This window comes from Ornithinibacillus californiensis (assembly GCF_001038485.1).
Classification (GTDB): Bacteria; Bacillota; Bacilli; order Bacillales; family Amphibacillaceae; genus Ornithinibacillus; species Ornithinibacillus californiensis.
In genome coordinates, this window is the sequence record NZ_LDUE01000064.1 from 1 (window position 1) to 23911 (window position 23911).

19 protein-coding genes are annotated in these 23911 nt (G+C 32.1%); 5 read left to right on the forward strand and 14 right to left on the reverse strand.

Going from position 1 to position 23911, the window contains the following annotated elements:
- Positions 1 to 38 precede the first annotated feature (38 nt).
- From istB to TE34_RS17285, 5 genes are all read right to left on the reverse strand, one after another.
- Entirely contained in the window at positions 39 to 803 is a 765-nt protein-coding gene (istB, locus tag TE34_RS17265) for an IS21-like element helper ATPase IstB (RefSeq protein WP_047983502.1), read from the reverse strand.
- Positions 800 to 2368 carry an IS21 family transposase gene (gene istA / locus TE34_RS17270; RefSeq protein ID WP_047983503.1) on the reverse strand — a complete coding sequence of 523 codons (1569 nt, stop codon included), beginning with the start codon at positions 2366 to 2368 and terminating at the stop codon, positions 800 to 802. Before istA ends, istB begins: the two co-directional genes overlap by 4 nt.
- A gap of 252 nt (positions 2369 to 2620) precedes the next feature.
- Positions 2621 to 2995 (reverse strand): hypothetical protein, encoded by a 375-nt coding sequence (locus TE34_RS17275; protein WP_047986074.1) that lies wholly within the window; start codon positions 2993 to 2995, stop codon positions 2621 to 2623.
- Between the two features lie 64 nt (positions 2996 to 3059).
- A complete protein-coding gene (locus tag TE34_RS17280) occupies positions 3060 to 4421 on the reverse strand; it encodes an HIRAN domain-containing protein (protein WP_047986075.1) in 1362 nt (453 codons plus the stop codon).
- Between the two features lie 566 nt (positions 4422 to 4987).
- Entirely contained in the window at positions 4988 to 7936 is a 2949-nt protein-coding gene (locus TE34_RS17285; protein WP_047986076.1) for a Helicase associated domain protein, read from the reverse strand.
- 607 nt (positions 7937 to 8543) lie between these two features.
- On the opposite strand from TE34_RS17285, the gene TE34_RS17290 reads away from it, so the two are divergent.
- Positions 8544 to 10613, forward strand: a complete 2070-nt coding sequence (locus TE34_RS17290) for a site-specific integrase (protein WP_047986077.1) — start codon at positions 8544 to 8546, stop codon at positions 10611 to 10613.
- A 16-nt stretch (positions 10614 to 10629) separates the two neighbouring features.
- On the forward strand, positions 10630 to 10920 hold the full coding sequence (locus tag TE34_RS17295; protein ID WP_047986078.1) for a helix-turn-helix domain-containing protein: 291 nt from the start codon (positions 10630 to 10632) through the stop codon (positions 10918 to 10920).
- A 5-nt stretch (positions 10921 to 10925) separates the two neighbouring features.
- Here TE34_RS17295 and TE34_RS17300 read toward each other — a convergent pair whose 3' ends face one another.
- Complete coding sequence (locus TE34_RS17300; RefSeq protein WP_047986079.1) at positions 10926 to 11294, reverse strand: hypothetical protein; 369 nt, start codon at positions 11292 to 11294, stop codon at positions 10926 to 10928.
- A 1-nt stretch (position 11295) separates the two neighbouring features.
- Complete coding sequence (locus TE34_RS17305) at positions 11296 to 11535, reverse strand: helix-turn-helix domain-containing protein (RefSeq protein WP_047986080.1); 240 nt, start codon at positions 11533 to 11535, stop codon at positions 11296 to 11298.
- Positions 11536 to 11934: 399 nt separating this feature from the next.
- Between TE34_RS17305 and TE34_RS17310 the strand changes: the two genes are divergently transcribed.
- The gene (locus tag TE34_RS17310; protein ID WP_047986081.1) at positions 11935 to 13341 is read left to right on the forward strand and encodes a hypothetical protein; all 1407 of its coding nucleotides are present in this window, start codon (positions 11935 to 11937) and stop codon (positions 13339 to 13341) included.
- Positions 13342 to 13896: 555 nt separating this feature from the next.
- On the opposite strand, the gene TE34_RS17315 is transcribed toward TE34_RS17310, so the two are convergent.
- Positions 13897 to 14481 carry a hypothetical protein gene (locus TE34_RS17315; protein ID WP_047986082.1) on the reverse strand — a complete coding sequence of 195 codons (585 nt, stop codon included), beginning with the start codon at positions 14479 to 14481 and terminating at the stop codon, positions 13897 to 13899.
- Between the two features lie 139 nt (positions 14482 to 14620).
- A complete protein-coding gene (locus TE34_RS17320; RefSeq protein ID WP_047986083.1) occupies positions 14621 to 14833 on the reverse strand; it encodes a hypothetical protein in 213 nt (70 codons plus the stop codon).
- Positions 14834 to 15067: 234 nt separating this feature from the next.
- Here TE34_RS17320 and TE34_RS17325 point away from each other — a divergent pair, with 234 nt between their 5' ends.
- On the forward strand, positions 15068 to 15259 hold the full coding sequence (locus tag TE34_RS17325) for a DUF7695 domain-containing protein (protein ID WP_053075125.1): 192 nt from the start codon (positions 15068 to 15070) through the stop codon (positions 15257 to 15259).
- 160 nt (positions 15260 to 15419) lie between these two features.
- On the opposite strand, the gene TE34_RS17330 is transcribed toward TE34_RS17325, so the two are convergent.
- From TE34_RS17330 to TE34_RS17350, 5 genes are all read right to left on the reverse strand, one after another.
- The gene (locus TE34_RS17330) at positions 15420 to 16088 is read right to left on the reverse strand and encodes a hypothetical protein (RefSeq protein ID WP_047986085.1); all 669 of its coding nucleotides are present in this window, start codon (positions 16086 to 16088) and stop codon (positions 15420 to 15422) included.
- Positions 16089 to 16170: 82 nt separating this feature from the next.
- Positions 16171 to 16887: a M48 family metallopeptidase gene (locus TE34_RS17335; RefSeq protein ID WP_201777706.1), complete on the reverse strand. Its 717-nt coding sequence runs from the start codon at positions 16885 to 16887 to the stop codon at positions 16171 to 16173.
- Positions 16888 to 16899: 12 nt separating this feature from the next.
- Positions 16900 to 20055, reverse strand: a complete 3156-nt coding sequence (locus tag TE34_RS17340; protein ID WP_047986086.1) for a type I restriction endonuclease subunit R — start codon at positions 20053 to 20055, stop codon at positions 16900 to 16902.
- Between the two features lie 12 nt (positions 20056 to 20067).
- A complete protein-coding gene (locus tag TE34_RS17345; protein ID WP_047986087.1) occupies positions 20068 to 21324 on the reverse strand; it encodes a restriction endonuclease subunit S in 1257 nt (418 codons plus the stop codon).
- Between the two features lie 16 nt (positions 21325 to 21340).
- Complete coding sequence (locus tag TE34_RS17350) at positions 21341 to 22861, reverse strand: type I restriction-modification system subunit M (RefSeq protein ID WP_047986088.1); 1521 nt, start codon at positions 22859 to 22861, stop codon at positions 21341 to 21343.
- Between the two features lie 214 nt (positions 22862 to 23075).
- On the opposite strand from TE34_RS17350, the gene TE34_RS17355 reads away from it, so the two are divergent.
- On the forward strand, positions 23076 to 23783 hold the full coding sequence (locus TE34_RS17355) for a tyrosine-type recombinase/integrase (RefSeq protein WP_047986089.1): 708 nt from the start codon (positions 23076 to 23078) through the stop codon (positions 23781 to 23783).
- The last annotated feature ends 128 nt before the right edge of the window (positions 23784 to 23911 follow it).

Here is a 23911-nt window from a genome sequence, read left to right on the forward strand (position 1 = left end):
GTTGTGACCGTCAAGTAAAAAGACACAATTTATGCTCATTAATTTGAAACACTTTCTTGCCCAAATATAGTCGATCTATGTTTCATTCGATAACTATCTTCATTTAAATGAATGATTTCAACTCGATGTAAAATTCTATCTAATATAGCTGTAGTAATTGCTTGGTCACCTAATAATTCTCCCCACTCTTTTGGGCCTTTATTTGATGTTAAAATGATAGATGATTGATTATATAAATCATTGATCAAATGGAAAAACATATTAGCTTCCTGTTGATCCATCGCCATAAACATCAAATCATCAATAATGACTAAATCAGCTTCTCTTATTCTTTTCATTCTGGTTTGCGATTTACGTGTGATTTCCTCCGTTTTCAGCACGTGGACAAGATCTCCCATCGTAGTAAAGATAACCTTGTAACCTTGGTTTAACGCTTCAATGCCTAACCCGATTGATATATGAGTTTTCCCACTACCTGGTGGTCCTAATAGAATGATATTGTGCAACTGTTCTATCCACGTTAAATCTTTCAATCTATTCAATTGTTTGTTGCTTAAAGATTTCTGTTCTTTTAAATTGAATTCTTCTAGTGTCTTTTGGAAGGGAAATGTAGCCCATTTAAATCGTTTTTCTAATTGCTTTTCTTCTCTGCGAGTTTGTTCATATTTTGCTACATCTAAGAGGAACTGAGTAAAGGAGGAATCCTTTTGCTCAGCTTCTCTAATTAATGCAGGAAGGTGATTTGCTGTTTCCGTTAAACGTAATGTCTTCATCAACTCTTGTAATTGGTTTAGCTGACTCATACTGGTTCACCCTCCAGTATGGAAGTATAGGCATCTAATTCCCTTTTTTGAGCCTCCGTCTCTACAACCCATCCAGAAACTCCTATTATTCGTGTTACATTCTCATCGGTATCATTCACTGTATCTTCTATTTGTCGGTGTCGTTTTATATAGGCAACGACATCGCTAAAATCTGTTGCACCATAAAGGTTCCTTTTGATACACTCATTCAATGCTGCCGATAGAATTTCCCTGTTATTTATTTTTGTCTCTTTTAATATCATTTGGAGCTGATCCCTAATATATCGAGGGTACTTTTCTTTTACTGTTTGTAGATAATCATAAGCTATCCCATTGTCATTAAATTGCTGGGAAACGGTATTCATAAATGCATCGATACCTTTTGTCCTATCTCGGCTATGCTTCCTATCTTTAATCAATAATCCCTTCCCGTCAGGGATATGATGCTTTGCGATGATTTCACCTGTTTCAGGGCTATAAATGATTAATGCCTTTTCTTCGGTTTCCTTAATGCAGAGAGTTTCATATTTGCCAAACGTCCCCAACGGAAGAGAATAACGATTAGATAAATAACGAATAGTATTGTCCTTATGGACACATCTTGTTATACTATTTTCATAGTTATATTTTATATCTAGATTTTTGGTGACTGGTCTTAAGTGTTGTCTTTCCAGGGAAAACACTTCGACCGGTCTCTTTTTTGTTGTATGATGAACTTTATAGTTTCCAGTTCTATTGAGCCATTCCCAACCCTGTTCATTCCAAGAATCAATGTTATGAAATACCCGATGTTTAGCGAAGTTATGTTTAATAAAACCAACTACATTTTCGATTTTTCCTTTACTCTCTGGATCAGCCTTGCGGCAAACACGAAGGGTTAGATTCCTAGATTCTTTATATTGTTGGAACTCTTGCGTTAATATTAAATCCCCACCATTCTCACTGACGACTATTAAACTGTCTTGGTCGTATACTAATTCACTTGGAATCCCCCCAAACCACCTAAATGCATTTTCATGTGCTTTTATGACATCTTGGGTAGTGTAAGGCCTATCTAACCATTCTTTATATTTATATCTAGAATTAGATAATACAAAAGCTATAAAGTTTAGTTTTACTTCCTTATTATCGACTGCCTTCTGTTTCGTATGACCAAAATCAACTTGTATTTGTTCACCCATAGGTGAATCAGGTATAGCCTCATATATTCGTGGTGAAGTTTCCTTCTTTATTTTATATTCCTCTCGAAGCTCTCTAACATATAATCGAACTGTACTTTCACCTACTTTTAAATCTTCGTATTTCTCTTTTAGCCAATCTTCTACTTGTGCAGCTGACATATCTGGATGTTCCCTTAACCAAGATAATATCAGCTCTTTATAAGCATCTAATTTCTTACTCCTCGTCTGAAGTGACTCTACCCACTCAGACATATCCGAAGGAGACTTTTTTAGATAACGATATACTGTTGAACGTGATATTCCTAGCTTGTCTGCCACCTTCGTCTTACTGAATCCCTTTTTGATTAACTGACTAATTTCCATATACATTTCCCACTTATCCACCTTCTGTTACCTCCACTGTTGTATGTTTTAGGATATAAACATTTTACAATGGAAAGTACCTATATTTTATTGGTATATTTGGGTAAATAAGTGTTTCTTTTTATCTAGCAATAACTGTCTACTCTAGTTTAGCAGTCACAAAAGTGCTTTTACTTTCAAATATAATAAAAAAGGCTTTTAATACATTAATAAAAAATTTAGTATAAGTTATGTATATTAGACTCTTCCGCAGTTTAATATAGTAAGAGTTTTTCAAAAATATTCTATCCATAAGCCAAACGCAAATAGGGAAACTATAAGCAATAATAGACTACTAATCCGGATAAATACTGCGCGTCTTCTATGTTCTATATATTCACTATAGTCATATTCTCCGGTTACATATTTAAAGGATTCTTCACTTACCACACTAATCCAATGCTTTTTATCAATAGATTTATCATAAACTAGGATTTTCTTAGGATATTTGATGTTATACCTTGCTACATCGTTGCCTACTCTTCGTCCACTTCTTTTTTTCAATCCAACTTGTGACTCGTTATAATACTCTGTATCTATTATTTCTAATTCTGTTACTTCTTGAATCTCTTTATATTTTTCCCAATGGAGCTTTTCAATTCTATTCAAAAAGGCTTCCCCTTCCCGTGAGAATGGATTTATTTCAACGTTCTAGACAAGACTAGTATATATATTAAGCATCTTGAGGCATTAAAAATGTGTAAAGTGAATTTTCTTCATAGTTAACCCTTTCCAAATCAATTTTTATTACCTTTGTTTTTTTCTCCTTTACTGTTGCTTTAAATTTCATTCCTAAATCTATTTTATCAGTATAAATAGAAGCCCAGTCTTTAGAAATAAAACCAATAGAGTTTCCTTCATTATTAACTACTAAAATTGCATTTTGATCATAAGGGTTTGAAGCATCTCTAATAAGAAGTAGTTCATCACCTATTTTTATATTACTGACATACTCTCTTCTCTCCGGTCTTGTTATACCGACCACTGCAACTCTTTCCTTGTTCCTATTTATTGTACTGTTTTCCCACTTTTTTATCTTTTCACCATACAGTTTATCTAATGTATAATACATATCAGCATCTATTGTTATCAGTCTATAATCTTGATATTGTTCTTTAAATAAACTAACTTTTTTTAAACTATCTGTATCCCAAAATCCTTTTAATTCAACAATTGTATTACCCTCTAAAAAGAAATCTGGAAGGTAATTAGTAGTCAAATAGTCAGACTCAACTAAAAACGAATCTTGCTCATACCCCCAGTTAATGTCAAGATAGTTTAATAATCTAGCAAAGTTAGCTTCCCAAGTAGATCTAAACACTAATCCTAAATCAGTTCTAAATTTAACTTCAGAATGCCTATTATCCTTTTCCTTCATGCGAATATCTAATGTGAATTTGCCATCTCTATCATTGTAAATACAATGATTAATTTGACTTTCTCCTAGTAAACAGAGGATTTCATAAGTAGAAGTATAACTCTTCTTAGGGTAATAATTTATATTTGGAACTTTAAACCAAATTAGTCCATTAATCCCATAATCATCGTTTTTTACATCTACATGATTAATATCAATTTCAATCTTGAGAACATGCCTTACAATATTTCTCACATCGTCTAGATGCTTTCTATCCAAGATAAAATAAGAAAACCTCTCGCCAGTATCAATATCATTAAAATCATCTAAATTACCATTGTAAATATTTACTGAGGACCAATGTAAATGCCATTCCATTATCCTACTTCTAATTTCTGAGAACCTTTTTCGTTCTCTTTCATCATCAATTGGATATTGTTCTAAATATTTTACTTTTATTATGTCTTTATCAAAGTCAGCTTCATCCGTCTCTAATATCTTGTAACTCTTAATATTATTTACTTTTAACAAATCTATAGTAGCTTGAAGTTGTTCTTTATATAAAGTAAATGTATGTATGAATCCGTGCATTTTCACAGATTGAGACTTCAAATATCTACCAATATGTTCATAAATAAAAAGCTCAAATTCCGGTCTTTCATTATTAGAAACGTACATTTTGCTTCCCCCTACTAAATTACTTATATTAATTTATCTACATTCGTATGGGTATCATAGTGAAGAAATCTACAATCCTATTTTGTCTTATAAGTATTGTTTAATAAAAAAACAGAAGTCTCCAAATAAAGGATTTACTTCTGCTTTTCTTAGTTGAATTCAATTTGACCTAAATTATGTAAATATGCATATTTATTACTAAAGCGGGAAAATAAGAATGATACTTTAATACCATTTTGTATCTATTGGTTAGAATTGTCAATAATACTCATATTTTGACAAGATATTTAAAAGGTTGTTGTTATTTTGTAAACTTAAACTAACCAATCACTCAACTCAAATACTTGCAGAATATCTAGTTTAAAAAAGATAAAGTGACAAAATGGGCATGTCTAGACTATCGCCAACAATGGGATAGGGATTAAATAGTTTAATAGACGTAAGTAGTACTCACTGAGGCTTTTATAATATAATTTTGTAGAAAGAAAACAGAAAAATCCAGCACTCAAATTAGTTCTGGATTTTTCTGTTTAATATCCTTGTTTCATTTCATAATCTGGATCCCTTTAGGATCCTTTTTTCTTATTTTCGGTAAAATTCACCCCTATATTTTTAAGCGTTAAATATCGCTTACTTTTTAGCGAACCATCTTTAAATAAGGCTCTCTGCTTTTTTAACCACATGGCTAATCTATAGAATTCGCCACGTCTAGGTATGCTTACGTTTCCATTCTGTTCTACATAGTGTAATAATTTTTGATACATCAAGTTCCACTTGTAATCGTTAGGTTCCCAAATAAATTTAACTTCATTTAGTTTTATGATTTTATTTTTTGCAAGTTTCCTTCTCCTGTAAGCTTCTCTTTGCACTGAAACCCAATTTCCTAGTTCTGCATCTTCTTTATATCTTCGTGGCACTAAAGTATCCCCTTCTCTTTTAATGTATTCCAATAAACGATTATACATTCTATCCCAGTTTAAAGTGTATGGATCCCATACAAATCCCTCTTCGTTAAGTAATTGGATTTTTTCATTGGACAATTTTCCTTTCTTATAATTCTCCCTTTGGACTGACACCCAATTAGCAAGTTGTTTGTTCTCAAAGCTTTGGGGTACCAAACAATTACCATTTACTTCTTTATATTCTATCAGTTCTTCAAAGGCCTTTTCCCATCTAGATTTATATGGGTCCCATACAAAGCCTAATAAATTCAATCTGCTAATTTTTCCATCGGAAAGTTTCTTTTCCCTATAGTGAACTCGCTGTTGTTTTATCCACTTAGTTAATTCTATATCGTTTGGGATGATGGATACATCAAACTTGTTTTGAATACTCTGCTCCATATACTTTCTTAATCTTTCATACAAATCATTCCATCTTGTATCTAAGACGTCCCAAATAAATCCAACGTCATTTAGTAATTTTTGTTTATCATCAGAAAGTACACCTCTTAATTTCAAACTTCTTTGTACTCTAACCCAGTTACTTAATTTGGGACAAGAGTCGTATTTATCTGGGACCAAACAATCACCATTTGCTTCCTTATACAAACACAACTCTTTAAACATTGTTTCCCAATAATAGTCACGCGCAGACCAGACAAAGTTAATTTGCTCAAGTTTATCTATCTTTTCTTCCTCAAGTTGATTACGTTGGTAGGCCATTCGTTGTGCATTTACCCAGTGAGCTAACTGCTGATTTTGACTGTATGTACTAGGAACTAAGCAGTCTCCGTTTCTTTCTTTATATTCAATAAGTTGTTGATACTTCGCGTCCCAAAGGTCATACAGACTAATTTCTATACTCGTAAACAACTCTTTAATTTCTTGTAGTTGATCATGAATTAAGACATCTGGATGATAGCTAGGTAGGCCAGCTTTTGCCCGTTTAATATTTTCCTTTTCAATTGCATCATTTAAGCCAGCAATGAAATTTCCTTTTAAATCTTTATAATTATTAACAAAGTCAAAAATAATTGGTCTTCTACTGTATTCTCCACTAAAGGCCCTCCCAATTTGTTGGAGATAAACATTTCCAGAAGCAGTTTTTCTTAGTAAAATTACACCTGACAAATCGTTTATATGTATTCCCTCGGTTAACTTCTCAATACTAAATAAAAGGTAAATTACATCCTTCCTTTTAGCATTTCTAAAGTTATCTAGCGTTTTCTCGCTATTGGGTTCTTCATAGTATATCGAAAGTGTTTCGATTCTTTTATCTAAGCCAGACTTTTGAAACCAGCTTTTAACCATCCATTCCGCTTCTCTAAGGTGATCTTTATCCCGACAGAACACTATAAACTTATTATCATCACTTTTAACAAACTTTCTTATAATATTTGGTATCCCATAGACTTTCTCAAAGTTAAGGTTTAAGTTCTCCAGTTTTCTTAATTTATCAGCTTTATCATCGACAGTATTATGAGAAGTCTCGATTTTTCCCATTAATTCTTTTGTCACTTCTTTTAGAGTATAAATAGCTGAAATGTAACGTGGCGGGGGTAATATTTTTCTTGAAATGGCCTCGGATAGACTCAATTTTGTCGCCACAATTGAGTCAAATAGCTCTATGGACATATCCCTTCCTTCGAGATATCGTTTAGGGGTTGCTGATGTACCAAATATTTTCATATTTTCTTGAAGGCCAATAATTCTCTCAACGCCTTTAGACCATTCTTCTGCACCAGCCCTATGGAACTCATCTAGAACTAACAAAGATGGATTTATTTTTTTTATTTCATCAGTAGATAGATTCATTGCTTTTGAGTATGTCATAAAAATTGTATTATCAGTAGACCAGATAGCGTGGTTTTGAAGCTGATCTAAAATAAATTGCTTTGGTGCTAACACAACCTTATTTTCTTCAAACATATCTGTTAACAACTTCGCGATTAACAAGCTCTTTCCAGTACCAGTAGCTTGAATAACACAGACCCTTTTAAATTCATCAAATAATTCAACCACTTTCTTATATGTCTTTTCATTATGATTATATAAATCAATTTCCGGCACAGACTTTCGTTCATCATAACTAAGTATCAAAATTTCAATATAATCCCAGTTGTATAGCTTTGTGTTAAACTCAAATAACAAACTGTATGCATCCTTAGTAAATCCTTCGATACTCACCAAAATAAAGTTGCCACAATTATATTGTTTACTAGATTCTTCTTCAAACCTTCTTATTTCTTCACGTGTTTTTGTCACTGTCAATGGTTTTGTTTGATTTTTTAATTGTACAACCATAGAAACAGATGTAGTATTACTACTTTGGTCTTGATTCTTCGGGTGGTAAATGAGCAAATCAGCCCCAAAGTCATATCTGAGGTGTTTAGTTGATTTTACGATCCATCCGTTACCTTCATATAACTTTTTCATGTATTCCTCGAATATGACTCCCTTTCTATTTTTGTCTATATTTGTTAACAATTCTTTTATTTCACTTGTTCTCCGCTTTAAAGTCAGATCCAGCAATTCTTCAATAATAATATCGTTATAAGTATCATTATTATTCACCTTAATCATCCTTATTAGGGTTTTATAAGTTAAAGCAACAGGTGTATAAGTTCCGATAAAAGAACCTTTTAGCATAATTATTCAGATGTACATTGGTACCTAACTAAAACTTGAACATAAAAACTAAAAAATATACCTTCTTCATAATGCGTTTAATTACAGATACAGCTGTTCACTTCCAATTCCAATATTCTAACCTCAAGTAATTTTCTATAAAACTACATAAAAAAAGTCAGTAGTATCTAGTTCCACCGACATATTTATAAGACTATTGATTTTTTTAAAATAATGCGTATTCTTCCAAAATTAACTTTATAAAAATACCGCTTGCAATATGTTTTAAGACATTTCCCCCTTTTCATTATTACTTATCCAACCTTTTTGATATACATATTATTGCAGATAAAGTTTTTATAAAAATAGGGTTAGAATATGTCAATTCAGATGCTAATATATTTACACACAAAACACACAAGCACACATACATCAGCATCCAATGCCCGCCAACATTGAACCTTAATTTGTGTCTGTTTATGCGTATTGTGTGTTTGTCTTACATTTATTCTGGAGAGAATATTAATACCAAATATGTTACGGAGGTTTTAAATTGAGAAAGTCTAATGATGAGTACCTAAGCATAAGTGAAGCTGTAAAGTTAATAAAACCTGATAGACGCAACATTGCTTATATCATTTCTAAAGGAGTATTTTCATCGCAAATAATGGTTTCTAAGAATTTGACTCTAATTCCCAGAAGATTATTAAAGCAGATTGAGGATTATTATGAAGAAAATAAGGCTCTCTTCGAAAAATACAATGAAAGTGATGAGCATATAAACGCGTTACTTATGTCTAGATATTTAGGCATTACCTTTGGTGAACTAATGAATCAAATTCAAGATGGAAAGTGGGAAGGAAAATATGTTAGTATCCCTAAAATCACCCCACCTGTCAAAAAAGATCAAAATCATTTTAACTACTTTTTTATTCGATCTTTGACCGTCGGAAATTATAAAACTATTAACGAGATATGTACAAAAAATATAGATATTATAGTGACTAGAGAAACAGTATTTAGATATGCAAGACAAGGATGGCTACCTCAACCTGATCATTTAAAGGGAACAAATTTATACGATGAGAAAGAAGTGCTGGCTGCATTACCTAAGATAAGAGGAAACCAAATATTAGCTGACAAGAATAAGATAAAGGAGAGTATAGTTTCAAGATATAGCCTTTTAAATAACAACCAAAAAAAAGCTATTGATAAATTTCTTAACTTTAGAAAAAATAATGGGATTATTGATTTTAATGGATTCCGTTCTAAAGATAATATTGCACACATAGATAAAACTCTTAAAAACATGAAAGAGATAATCTCAAGTGCCTTTGTATTAATTATTAGTGGACGTTGTGGACTAGATGAGGAAGTTATTGTGAATAAAAGAATCAATAAAGATCTAATAGATAGATTTGACCCAGATGTTTTCGACTTTCTTTCCATTACAGTAGACGATTATTTTTATTTATCCTCAAAGAGAAAGAAAGCGACTCTAAAGAATTATTTATTAAACTTAAAACAATTCTATTATTACTATTTGCAACAACTAGAATTAGAAGCAGTCATAAGTGAAGAAAAGCATCGGGAGTTTTTAGCCTTGAATCTACGAGTTAAACAATTTTTAAATCAATTTCCTAGAGAGGGGGAAAAGTGGTTTACTCTCGATGAATCTAAAACAAAGAAGTCATTTCTTACACCCGAACAAATGATAAAAGTAAAAGATTTAATATTATCGGATCCCATTGCTAGAAATCCAATTAAAAATGCTGCCATATGGCAATTAGGATGTACTACTGGTTTAAGACCAGAAGAAATGGTACTTGTCCGTATTGAGCATTTTCTATTAGATGAAAAAGGATTATTAAAACTAAATGATAGAGGTTGGGGAGTTTTAAGACTACCTGTTGAAGCATCCAAGCATGAAAATTCACCTTCTCATGTTGTTTTTGGAACCCCTATACCAAAAGACACCGTAGCATTAATTAATCAGTATTTACAAAAGCTTTATTCAAAACAAGGTTCTGCAAACAAACAGGGATATGGTTACCTTTTTAGACCAAATACTGGCTTTCCAGATATCCCTTATAACATAATTGTCAAAGAATTCATTAATAGAATTAGACCTTTATTAGAATTTCTAAGCATTGAACAAAGAGAAAACTTTCTATTAAAATCATCTCGTCATTCTATGAATAACCTTATATCTAAAACTTATTTACCTATACCGAGACTTAATGGAGAAATACAAAAAATAGCAGCACAATATCAAATGAGGCATAAACCTAAAGATTCAACAACTGGTGATGATTATTACTCTGCATTAATCGGAGAAGATGATTTTTATAAGGTACTAGATTTAACAATTAATTTCCCGTGGAATCATGAGCAATTAGATTTATGGGAAATAAAACAGGGACATAAAAAACCAAAAAATAATGAATCAGTTCCAGAAGCACCTACTTTAGAAGAGCAATCAAAAGAAAAATCTAATCGTGTTAATCAGATAGAAAATCGTCTAGTAGAGTTAAAGACAAGACCAAAAACGATGAGTGTTAAAGAATGGGCTATTGAAGTTAATAAACTAAAAAGAGAGCAAAGCGCATTACTTACGATATAAGGCGGGGAATTAATCAATGAATACAAATACAAATGATGACAAACACCTAACCAATAATTCAATTGAATATAAAGAGACAAATTTGCCAAGAATATTTGAACTTTTGGATGACGATTTATTTTTGACACCAAAAGATATTAGTGAACTAATAGGAGTACATCCTGAAACTGTACGAAGATGGTGTCGTAATAAGAAGTTACGGATAATTGCTCCAGCTGGACATTATAAAATACTTGGAAAAGATCTTAAAGAATTTTTATTTCGGTGGTATTTTAATAAAAACCAAAACGATAGAGAGACCTCGTGAACATTCTACGAGGTCTTCTTCTCATAATACTGCAATAATTCATTGATTTTACATTCAATATTACTTAACCTATCTGTCATTTCTGGGGATTGCTTGATTAGATTTTGCATCATATTATTAATCTTCTTTTTCTCCCTTTTTGGATTATACACTTTTGCCTTTAAAATATGGCCGTTACTAAGAAATCTAATAAGACTTAGTAGATTTCCATTATTATTACAATGGGAGCATTTCCAATTCGTTGTATTTGAACACATTTTAACCTCATTTAAACACTCGAAGCAAGGAATGATAATAACCTGCTCCTTGGAACTATAAATATAATCCACCTTTTGTTCTTTAAAAAATGATAGAATGGCATTTTCCTTTCCCATTTTAACGCTCCCAACTTGGTATTACTTTTGCCCGCTTCATAAAGTTTTTAAAATCTTCCCCAACAATAATATACTTATTTCCAAAATTATATGATGGTAGTTTTCCTTGTCTACACCATCTTCTCACGCTTTCAACATGCATATTAATCAAATTTGCTATATCTTCTGGTTGCAAGATTTCTTCATCTGTTATCTTAAAAATATCATGTATATCATAATTGGTTAATTGATTCTTAGACATATCACCCACTCCTTTCAACATTAGACATTTTAGACAAAATAGATAGTTATTATACTTTACTCACTTACAACTCAATATTTAAATTTCCGAATGAAAAAGGTACAATATAAGAACAGCTTTACAGATGTTTAACGATTTAAAATGCACTCGATAAAGTATGCATTGCAAGGGAAAAATCAAATCTATAAACTATATCAAAAAAGATTTAAGACTAGAAAAAAATCTATTATTGATATATACTAGTATTAGTTTCTTAAAATAATATTAAAAAATAACTAGCAAAAGATAAAATTAAATAATATAAAGGGAAAACCCCAAATCTTAAATAAGTCTTTGGAACTACAAAGGCGTATTTAGATTTGGGGTTTTCTTTTTGTGTAATTTTACGGAGGACAAATCATGACAATGTTAAATCGAGAAGTGTTAAAACAACAAAAGGTACTAAAACTACTATCATCTGTTTCTCTACGTCTAATTCCTTACTTAGCAGGTAATACAGATTTAGATGGACGTATTAACGTTACAAAAGAACAAATTGAAGAAGCGAATATTATGACTCCACGCTTGATCAATGAAGCACTAAACAAATTGGAAAGTGTTGGATTGATTCATAAAGATGCAGATGGATATTTATATAGTAATCTTAATACTATCTCAAAAGCTGATAACCACAGCTTTCACTATATTAATATATATAATTTCTTTCAATCTAGTGAATTTAAAAAGACATATAAAAGACAATTACTTTTTCTGTACTATATTTTAACAGCGAAGTTACCCGGTACAGAGCATTCCGTGGCGTTGGAACACCTTTATCAAAATCGCTCTAATGCAAAAAATGTAAAGTTAAGCTTCTTTATAAGCTTCGAAGATATGATGAATAACCTTTTAGAATTAATAGAAAAAGGCTTATTTGAGGTGCGGCTTGGAAATAGCAGTGAGGTGATCAATAAGGATACTAAAACAATTAAAGATAGATTATATACTTTCGCCGGCAAAAAAGGTAAAAGAAAGCAGCGTATAAGTCATAAGGAAGAAAAACATAAAATCATTCATATCCGTATCTCAAAGGATTTAGTTACAAAAGATAAGATTTGTGATATTTACGATATGACAAGATTGTCAACTTTACAGGATTTAAAATCTATCGCAAAAGAATATGGCTGCAGTTTAGATAGTTTTGATGTAAAAGTACTTGAAAAAGTTCATATGGTAAAAGCGAAAATATATAAAGAATTTGGGAATGTGGGAATACAATTATATCGTGACAGTTTAAAGGAATTTTTCAGTAATAGAAGCCATGCCTTTCAATATTTAATGGAAAATGGTGAATTTGCTAATACAATTAAAAACTATTATGTAATTCCTAGAGTTGAAGAAAAAATAAGGGCATTTTTTGATCAAGTGACAAATGAATATGTTAATGAAGTAAATACTCTTCCATATCAATCTTTAAACTTAAAACATGCTCTTAAAGACAGTAAATCACTTGTTTCTTACATTACCGAAGAATCATTTAATGACAACCTTATCTTATTAGATCGTGAATTTGAAGCGGCAAATAGTTTCATATATGAACAAATAACTCAGCTAGACAAGACATGGTATGAATTTAAAGAAAAAGTGGAGAAAATCTTTAGAGATGAGGCTGAAACTCATGGTAATAGTCGGAATAAAGTAGTTTATCTTGCCATACAAAAGAAATTATCACAAAAAGAGCGTGATACAGTTTCTAAAGCCAATCAAAACAATAAATCCCATAGAGAACTACTACTCTATAATCCTTATAAAACAATTAGCTATTGATCTAAGGCTTTTTTAAGTATGATTTATTTTTAAGACCTTCGCTTTCGAAAACTTGGATCAATACTTTTTTAAAACAACAAAATAAAAATTCTGCCTTTCTGCCCACATGGAGAAAGGTTATTTGTCATGCCTAGTTTTTCTATTATAAATTTTTATAAAGTGGATTCTCGTAATTTACTTGCTACTGCATGTGTTTCACCTTCAATAAGTGAATGAAATTCATAAAAAGTCCCAGTTTATATTAGGAAAATTATATAGTATCTATTAAACTTTTATATTTTACCGGTATCTTTCACTTTAGACTAGAAAATAGTATAATTTCAACGCACGTTTTATAGTTTACCTGAAATTAATTTTCAAACATCCCACTAAAAACATTGCTGTGTAAAGGATTCTTAAAGGTTTTCATGTTCACTAATGAATCATATTATGATTTAGATTACTAATCTATTATTATCCTTACTATTTATCTTAATATATTGGTAAAAATAAAATGATCATTTGATTAATAATTAAATCAAACTATAATGTAAACATCAGGTGAAGCTAACTTCTTTACCGTATGATTTTAGAATCATGCATTAGCACTTCTTCTCGCTTCATTTTAATTTCATTTCCAAAGATACGGAGAATGGAGTAGCAAGCCTCCCTTGCTTTCTGCATTTTAGATTCTTTTTCTACATATGACACCATCATGTCGATATTATCATCACTTTCTGGTAAAACATTTGTTGCTTCTTGTTGATAACGATAAAGAATGCTTTGGATGAACTTGATTCGATAATGTTCTTTCTCTCCGTTAATAAGATCATGGATATCTTCTGCTTCATGAATCTCACGAAGAAATTGTTGAAATGCTATTGTTTCTTCTTCATTCAAATGAATGTAAGGAAGTTGGAAACGTCTATTTTCTGTTACAAGATTCTCGAATCCTTCCGAAGAGAGATTGGTAATGTCCATAATTTCTTTCTTATTTAATCCGTATTCAATTAACTTTCCTACTGTTCCAATTAAAGAAAGGCTCTGCTTTTCTTCTTTTTGAATGGATTGAGTTAGTTTTTGTAGTAATTGATTTTGTTGTTTAGTGGTTGTTTCTAGTTCTTCAATATAATTATTAATATTATTATTGAAATAGTGCATATGATTCACCTCTTTTAAGTAGCAGGAAGTCTGATTTACAATTTCAACATTATTCATTGCATCCGTCTGTGAAGGGATAATATTGTTCTTTTACAAATCTTTCTACCCAAAGCTAATTTTTAGCCAACCAAATATATAGTTATTTCTCCTTGTCTTTAAACCACTTGTCCCATAATTCATGAAAGACGAAGTTGTGTTTAATCATAACTGCATAACCAAAGGCTAAGCCTGCAATAGTAAATGGATGAATGGGTTGGCTAAAAATCAGATTAACAATAACCATATATGTTACACCAATATTAAGACTAATGGCTAGTGTATTTATATAAAACAGTACTTTAAAGAAGTCCATATCTTAACTCCTTTTATATATAGCAGTCGTTGTTTCATCCTTTAAATTAATTTAAAATTCGTATACCATTATGTGATGAATAGAAGAAGAATATACCAACAATTTATGGATTAATTTGATAAAGTATCAAATTGTTTATATTTCTAAATGACTTTTTGAACTTATACAATAAATCCTGTTGCGTATGCATGATATACTAGGAAGTAAAATAGTAACATGACAAGGGGATACGTGGTGAAAAAATTAAAGACAAATCGTATTCGTTGTAAACATTGCGGAACTGTGATTGAGTCTAAAAACACATACGATTTTATTAGGTGTGATTGCGGAAAGGTAGCGGTTGATGGTGGGCTTGAATATCCAAAACGTGTATATCCCGCTGGACGTGCAGAAGACCATTATGAAGACTTATCCGAATTTGACTAAGTAGAAAAATCCAGCACTTTAATTAGTACTGGATTTTTTCAATTTAATGCCCTTGTTGCAATTCATACGACATTAACTATTATATCCGACTATACAAAACTTAATCTGCATATCGTAAGCGTCAAATGTATATACCCAATTCTTACAATTTCTTATGTAACTAATCTATAAGCAACTTCAAAAAGTATCCTTCATTAGTTTGGTCCCAATTAAATGAGTAGTCATTCTTTAACCTAATAGGTGGACCATGAGGTGTTTCTGTTCTATATACTAATTCTGTATTAGCACTATAAGTCTTCCCATCTCTCATATCAAAATCCTTCGTTAAATCAGAATAACTTTCTTTACTAAAATAGTGTGTGTGATCTGTGCCTAAAATGAAGACACCAAAGTTATATTGGCGAGAGGATACATATCCTTCCAAGTTAACAAGATCTATAAATGCATCATATCGATTATTTGGTTCCCGATGATTTGATTTTTGAAAGTATTTTAATTCTATTGCACAAGAAGTTTTACTCGCAGGTTGCAAACGATCCTCTAACGCTATTGTTATATCAATATTTGCCTTTTTCGACTTACTTTTGGCTAATTCAATTTCGGATATAAAAGGTGTTTCTAATTTAATCGTAAACAAATCATTTGGAGAAAACTGGTGCAGTTCACCTATTACTTTTAATATGTATGAAAATTGCAATTGAAATGAAGCCTCATTATCAATAGTAATTCTACCATTTGAAATCTGTGCTAATAGTATGCTATAACTTCTCTCAACTATTTCCTTTAGTTTTTCTTTGTAACTCATAGTAATGAGATCAGGTGATTGCATAATTCCTCCTACCTTTCACTCCAAATTCATTATAAAAATTAATATTAATAGGGTTTCCATCTTTTAGGAAACCCTCAACAAATTATAAATCCATCCTAACCCCAAAATTCTTCAACCATTCCTTCCTTCTCTCATAATCCGGCATGACAGAAGAAAGTAGATCCCAAAATTCTTGTGAATGGTTCGGATGATACATATGGCACATCTCATGGACAACAATATAGTCAATCACGTGAGAAGGTGCCATTACACAACGCCAATTAAATAACAGTTCATTCTTAGAAGTGCAACTCGCCCAACGTTTATGTTGTTCCTTTACTTTTATTCCATTGGGCTTTTTCTTAAATAGATGCTGAAAATAACTAACTTTTTCTGATACTTTCTCAAGAGTCTTTTCTCTGTACCACTTCTCTAATGCTGCTCTTAATTGGTCTTGATTCATATTGGGCGTGGTTATATAGAATTTCCCTTGAAAGAGTTTCACATTTGGTTCCTTAATGTTCTCATCCTTAATAAGTTGCAAAGAATAATTACGTCCGAGATACATAAAGGATTCTCCATTTACTAGTTCTCTATTAATTTTTTGATACTCCATATCCTTAAATAGAAATAACTTTTGTACAATCCATTGTGCTTTCTTTTTCACCTTTTGGTCTATCATTTCTACAGTTGTATCTAAGGGGACCACTACATTTACAATGTTTGGTGGTTCAACACTAATCTCCATAGACTTGCGTTTACGAAACTCTACTGAAAATTCAATTGTCCTTGTACCATATTCAATAGAACGAATCATCATATTCCCAACCTCTTATTCTCTTGTTGCAAAGTGTTTTTTCGCTAATTGTAAAAGAGGACCTACCAGTTGTTTTCTTACTTCTAATTTGATTTTTTTAAAATACTTAGTCGTTAACATCATAAAGATAGATCTTTCAATATCTGCAGTCTTAGAAGGGTTGGTAGTCCAATCAACTACCCATGTGCTAGCTACTATATCAGCAACATTTTGTGCCATTTCTTTTGATAAATCAATTATATCTTGGCTAATATATACTTCTGAAGATTCTTTAATGTGACTTGCTTGAGAAACCTCTTCCGGTTCAAGAAGGTGTTTTTTGATTACCTCAAAAAAGGCATACTCTTTTTTGGATAGTCCTAATGCTTCCGCTTCTTCAGTCTCACCCGTTTTTACATCTTTATTAATAAAGTCTTCTAATTGTTTCTTTCTTTCTTCCCAGTTATTCTTTGTCTCTTCAAGAATCTGTTGAAGTTTTTCTAATAAGGATGTGTAGTAGACAGGATTATCATCCATCTTAACACTTATTACGTGTTTAACAGCGTGTTCCATACTAGAAGCTATTGCCTCATCTGACTTTAACGTTTCAAGTTTTGCCTGATAATCTTGGTCAAACAAAGTAATTGGTTTTATCCATTGTTGAACACCTTGAGAAGTTAAGTGTTCATTAATAATCTGACGCACCTTTTCTCCACAGTCCGCTATATCAAGCTTTGTATCTGGTTCAAATCTAGCCTTGGCTGCTGCACGAATATAAGAAAGCCACTTTAAATCATTCGTATTATCAGTAGATACATGGCCGGGCATAAGTTGCTCCATCGTTCCTGCAAATCGTTTATATGCAAGTTCAAATTCTGCTCGCTTATCTTCTGGTTCTAATTGTTTTACGAGTTCATCTAAGTTATCTTTCTCAATACCTTTAAACATTCCCATAACCGCTTCACGGTAGGATAGCATCTGTTTATGAACACCGTCTAACGACTCCATCGGTTCGCCCAAATCCTCTTTATCGAAAACCTTTAGGGCTTCTTCTAAGTGATTGGAAATCCCATAGTAATCTACTACATAACCACACTTCTTCTTATCCCCGTATGTGCGATTAACACGAGCAATAGCTTGAAGTAGATTATGTTCCTTTAATGGTCTATCTAAGTACATAACTTGTTCAACAGGAGCATCAAATCCGGTTAGCAGCATATCTTTTACAATAATAAAACATAACTTACTTTCTGAGATTGGTTTTGTAAACTTCTTTATGATATCTTCCTGTTCTGCTTTCGTTGTAAAATGTTCTTTTAAATGTGGTGGGTCATTTAGATTTCCTGAAAAAATGACTTTAACATCCAAATCTTCCCCCATAATTTCTTTCATATATTTTTTTAATGCATTGTAGTATTTAACTGCTGCTTCACGGGATACACATACAATTTGAGCTTTGAAACCATTTGGGTAGATAGATTCCTTATAGTGTCGCAACATATCCTTTGCTATATCATCTACTCTTTCATCAGCCTCAACAATCGCTTTCTTATCTGCATATTTTTGCTTAATTGCTTCCTTTTCTTCATCAGTGCGATTTTCAAAAGCCTTATCAAATAATTGCTCCAACGTATCGGCTTTAACCTGTAAATCTGGTCTACGGCCTTCATATACAATTCGGACTGTTGCACCATCGTTAACCGCTTCTTGAATGCCATACTTATCAATATATGATCCAAATGTACGTGGTGTTGACTTATCCTCTTTCTCAATCGGAGTACCAGTAAAACCAATAAAGGCAGCATTCGGTAAAGCATGACGCATATTTCGCGCAAAACCTTTATACTGACTACGATGTGCTTCATCAGCCATGACAATTACATTTGATTTCAATGTGAGAACTGGAAACTCCTTTTCGAGAACCAGAGCCGATTGCTGTGTTGAGTCTTTTAAAATCTCCTGCTCTTCTTCATCACTTTGAAACTTATGTATCGTAGTCATAATTATTTGTGGTTGAGCATTTGAAAGTAATTCCTTCATTACACTGACTTTATCTGCTCGTACTGGTGTGGTAATGGTAGACAAAGTTCTAAGGAATGTTTGATAGATTTGCTTATCTAAATCCACACGATCCGTTACGACGACAATTGTAGCATCTGATAGTTCTTGTATTCGTCTAATTTTTCTAGCTAAAAAAACCATAGTAAGTGACTTACCAGATCCTTGTGTGTGCCAAATTACTCCACCACGGGAAACAGAATCTCTTCCATACACTAAACGATCTAATGCTTTATTTACTGCACGAAATTGCTGATACCTACATACCTTCTTGATTTTTTTCGAAGATGTTGTATCCACCTCAAATAATAAGAAGTTTTGAAGAATGTCTAACAAGTTATGCTTCTCCAATAGCCCCTGCAAGAAAACATTTTGACCGTTATTTCCTACGTCTTCAATTTGTTCCTTAGTATATGGATATGGATCCTTCCATTCCACATAATGAGTATATTGGGAACTGATAGTACCAACATAGGCTCTGTATTTATTAAGAATACCAGTGAAAAAGTTTGTATAGAATAAACGAGGCGCACCTTCAATACGATCTGAATCTCTTAAATCCATGTATCGACGTAGTTGCTCAAAGGCAGCCTTCTTTCCGATATTCTCATTCTTACCCTTTTCAAGAAAAGGAGATTTACATTCTAGAACAACAACTGGAATTCCATTAATAAAGATCACAATATCAGGAATGATTTTTTCATTAGGTCCTTGAAGGACAAACTGCCTTGTCACTAAGAAATCATTGTTTTCAACGTTTTCCCAATCAATAAACTCCACAGTATGGAAATTCTTTTTTCCAGTTCCATCTAAATCTTGGCCAACTGCATAATTCAGATTAACGAGTGCATCGTAAATCCGCTCGTTAATTTCTAACAAGTTAGTGCCTAATTGCTCAGCCCTAGACAAAAAACGAATTGATTTATTCAAATTTGTTTCATCTATCCAAGGGTTTAATCGTTTAATTGAATTTCTTAAACGCTTAATAAGAATCACTTCATTCATTGATTCTCGTTCATTATGTTCAGGTGTCAATTTTTCACCATGAACGAACTTATAACCTAGCTTGTTTTGAAGATAATCTATGGCGGGTAACTCAACAAGCGTTTCTTCGTTTCCTAGATAATTAGCCATAATGATCCCCCGTTATACTTTCACGCGAATTTTTCCGGTGAAAAGTTGTTGCATAAGACCTTTTTTTAATACTTGGAGACTACGCTGATTTTTATTATAATAATCTATACTTACATCAACAGTTGAAAGTATTTCCACTATTTCCCGTTGCTCTTCTATAGATTGGGGAATTGGAACTTTCATCTTAGCTAATTTAGTAATATAGATATGTTTTATTGTAGATCCCCCAGCATCAAATAGTATTCTTTGTTGCATTTTATTAGATGATAATAAATAGTAAATAAAACGTGCATCTATTAAGTCATGTTTCAACCTAAGAGTTGCTACAGACTGATTTATACATATTTCTTCTCTATCTACAATTGCGAGTCTACCAAGAGTACCATCTTTTGTTATTAGCAAGTCATTTAATAATGGCTTACTCTTAGGTGTTAATTCACTATTGAATTTATTTATATCTGTTTTTCTAGCAGTATCATAGTTTATTTTTCCATTAACAATATCTTTAGCAGTAATCATATATGGACCATTATTTGTTTCAGGCATAGGGTTAGTAAATCCGTATGTAATGTTTTCGCACAAAGATTCTAAAGGTACTAAGTCCCAATTAATAGGAATCTCTTCATATTCGCTATCCTTAAATTCCTTGTGATCTAAGCCTTTTGATAATAATCTTTGCAGTAATCCTTTTTTAAGTTCTAAAGTTTTTTCAATTAGTTGAGCAGTTTGAGCAATTTGCTCATCAACAGTTGTAAGTATTTCAGCAATTTTTTGTTGTTCCTCCAAAGTAGGTATGGGAACTAAAACTTCAGCGATATCTGATTTATTTACAGCAGGATAATTTGATCCTACCATTTTTCGTAATAATTGACTAAGGAATGTGTGACTAAAGGTGTAATGGTAAATAAACTCAGCACTTTGCTGTTCTTTAGAACGTATAACAGCAAATCCAGTTGAACAAACTAAATTCTTTTTTGATTCTTTAATCAATGCAAATGCCTTTAAATAGGGTCTGACTGTTGAAACAATAACATCATTCTTTCTTGTAATTCTACGCGCCCTACTTGGAGCATCACTAAACTCTAACAGTTTTGTGCCTTGTACTTTTCCTTCTTTTATACTTTCAATATCAATATATTCAATTATCTGGTTTGCAGGGGTATTAGATGAAAGAGATTCCGGGTTTATTTCTGCTATGTCTTTCATAGTTCCAATTCCCCACTCACTTGGTAATTCACCAATACCTGTTCTTTGAAACTCAATCTCCAATTCTATATCTCCTTTCTTATTTTATTGTTTCATACCCTAACTCTTTTAAAAAATTATTTAATTTTTTCTCGGTAGCTACGTACTTTTGTTTAATATTGTTAATTTCGTTAATAACCGACGCAATAGCAACTTCTTCTTCTTCCTCAGTCGTATCTACATAGCGACTTATATTTAAATTGTAATCATTTTCTTTTATTAATTCTAACTCAACAATAGCCGAGTACTTTTCCATGTCCTCATATTTATCAAAGGCATCCACAATTTTTTTTATATCCTCTTCCCGAAGTTTATTCTTATTTCCATCCTTTACAAATCCTTGACTAGCATCTATAAACAGCACTTTATTTCTACGTTCTACAGACTTATTTTTATTTATAATAATTAAAGCGGCTGGAATGCTTGTCCCGTAAAACACATTAGACGGTAATCCAATTACTGCTTCGATAAGATCATCTTTTAAGTATCCTTTTCGAATTTTCCTTTCAGAACCTCCACGGAATAACACGCCATGAGGAACTACTGTACCTAATTTTCCCTTCTGATTCATACTAGCTACCATATGTGATACAAATCCAAGATCTCCATATGACTTTGGTGGAATCCCATAAGAAAAACGATTATATGCGTCGCTCTCTGCTTCTTCCACTCCCCAGTTTTTAAGAGAGAAAGGAGGATTAGCTAAAATAACATCAAATGTTTTTAGTACTCCGCCTTCCGTGTGCATTGGGTTTCGGATTGTATCGCCTTTTCGAATATCAGCACCCTTAGCAAAATGGAACAACATATTCATTTTACAAATAGCCCATGTACTTAAATTAATTTCTTGGCCAAATAAGGAAACATTTCGGTCATTTCCACCATGATCTTTAATGTAGTGCATTGACTCAATTAACATACCGCCACTACCAACTGTTGGGTCGTAAATACGATCTCCTTCTTGTGGTTTTAATATATTCACTAAAACCTTTACCACTTCACGTGGAGTATAGAATTCCCCACCCTTAGTTCCACCGTCATCTGCAAATTGTTTAATAAGGTATTGATACGCGTCTCCAAGAACATCAGGGTTCTCAAGGTTTTCATATGCTAGGTTATGTTTATCAAATAAAAGCAAGAGTTGAGATAATTTCTTATCTGGTACTCTCTCTTTATCGTTATAATTAGCTGTAGTTAATACGCCTATTAATTCAGCATTTTTGGGTTCATCCTCTATAGCTTTAAATGCCTTGTCCAACTCAGGTCCAATATTTAATGTAAGATTCTTGAGTTTTTCCCAGCGAGCAGCAGGTGGTACAAAGAATGTTTCAAACATTGTTGGTTCTTCCAATAACATTTCAACTTCTTCTAAGTCCATTCCTTGTGAAACAAATTCTTCTTTTTTCTTTTCCCGTTCAACTGAAAATTGGTCGTTCATTCGTTTTAGAAACATTAACCCAAATATGTAGTCTTTATATACAGCGGCGTTCAATTCCCCACGTAAAATATCAGCCGCATCCCATAACGTTTTTTCTAGCTCTTGTAATGTCAACTTGCTCATTATATGACCCCCAAAATTTTTCTTCTTACTTAATAATATATCATATTCCTATATTGAAGCCCCAGCTGCTATTTATTATGACGATAAGAAATATCTCGTAAAATATTTTTAAAAAATATACTCAAAGGTCTTAAAACTTTAAAAAACAGTAGCTATAATGTTTCAGAAACTTACGGGTTAGGTAAATTATCATAATAAACAGGAGGTCATTAAAATGACAATAAGAATAGTAAAAGAGAATAAATATCAGGTTATTTACGATCAGGGTAAAAATCAATTTGGGAAGCGGATGCTAAGAAGCAAAGTGTTTAATACATTAAAAGAAGCAGAGGAATTTAAAGCAAATTTACTACAAAACGAAGATACTCTCTTCAATAAAAGTTTGAAAGTTAAATCAAAATACAATCAAATGGAATCAAAAGAACCTTGGAGCTATACCGAAGCGAAGCAATTTCTTGAGTTAGCCGAAAAAGAAAATAAGGATGTACTATATGATACTGTACTTTACACTGGTTTAAGATTAGGTGAGGTTTGCACATTATCGTGGGACGATGTGAACTTAATGGAAGGAACATTAACAGTTAAAAGATATATTGAACGCATAGGAAGTGGCCAATACAAAACTTTTACGTACCGAATACCACGAACTATTCAGTTACCAGCCCATATTATTAATAAGTTGGATACCCATATGAAGAAACAAGAACAATGGAAAATTGACATGGGTGATGCCTACAATAACGGGTTCAGCCTTGTTTTCCCTAACAAGAACGGTACTTTAATGAAACCAATTTCTTTAAATAACCAATTTGAATTACTAATTAAAAAAGCAGGAGTAAGGAAAATTTCCTTTCATGGATTAAGACGTACTCACAATAGATTCATGATACAAAAAACATTAAACAAACCTTTTTTTAAGTAACGATTAAACCATCAAAATATAGTTTCAACATTATAGGAGCATTAATTTACCTCTTATACCGTTGGATTCTTCAAAACCTCTTGTTTAAAAACAAGGGGTTTTATTATTAGACAATATATACGTTACAG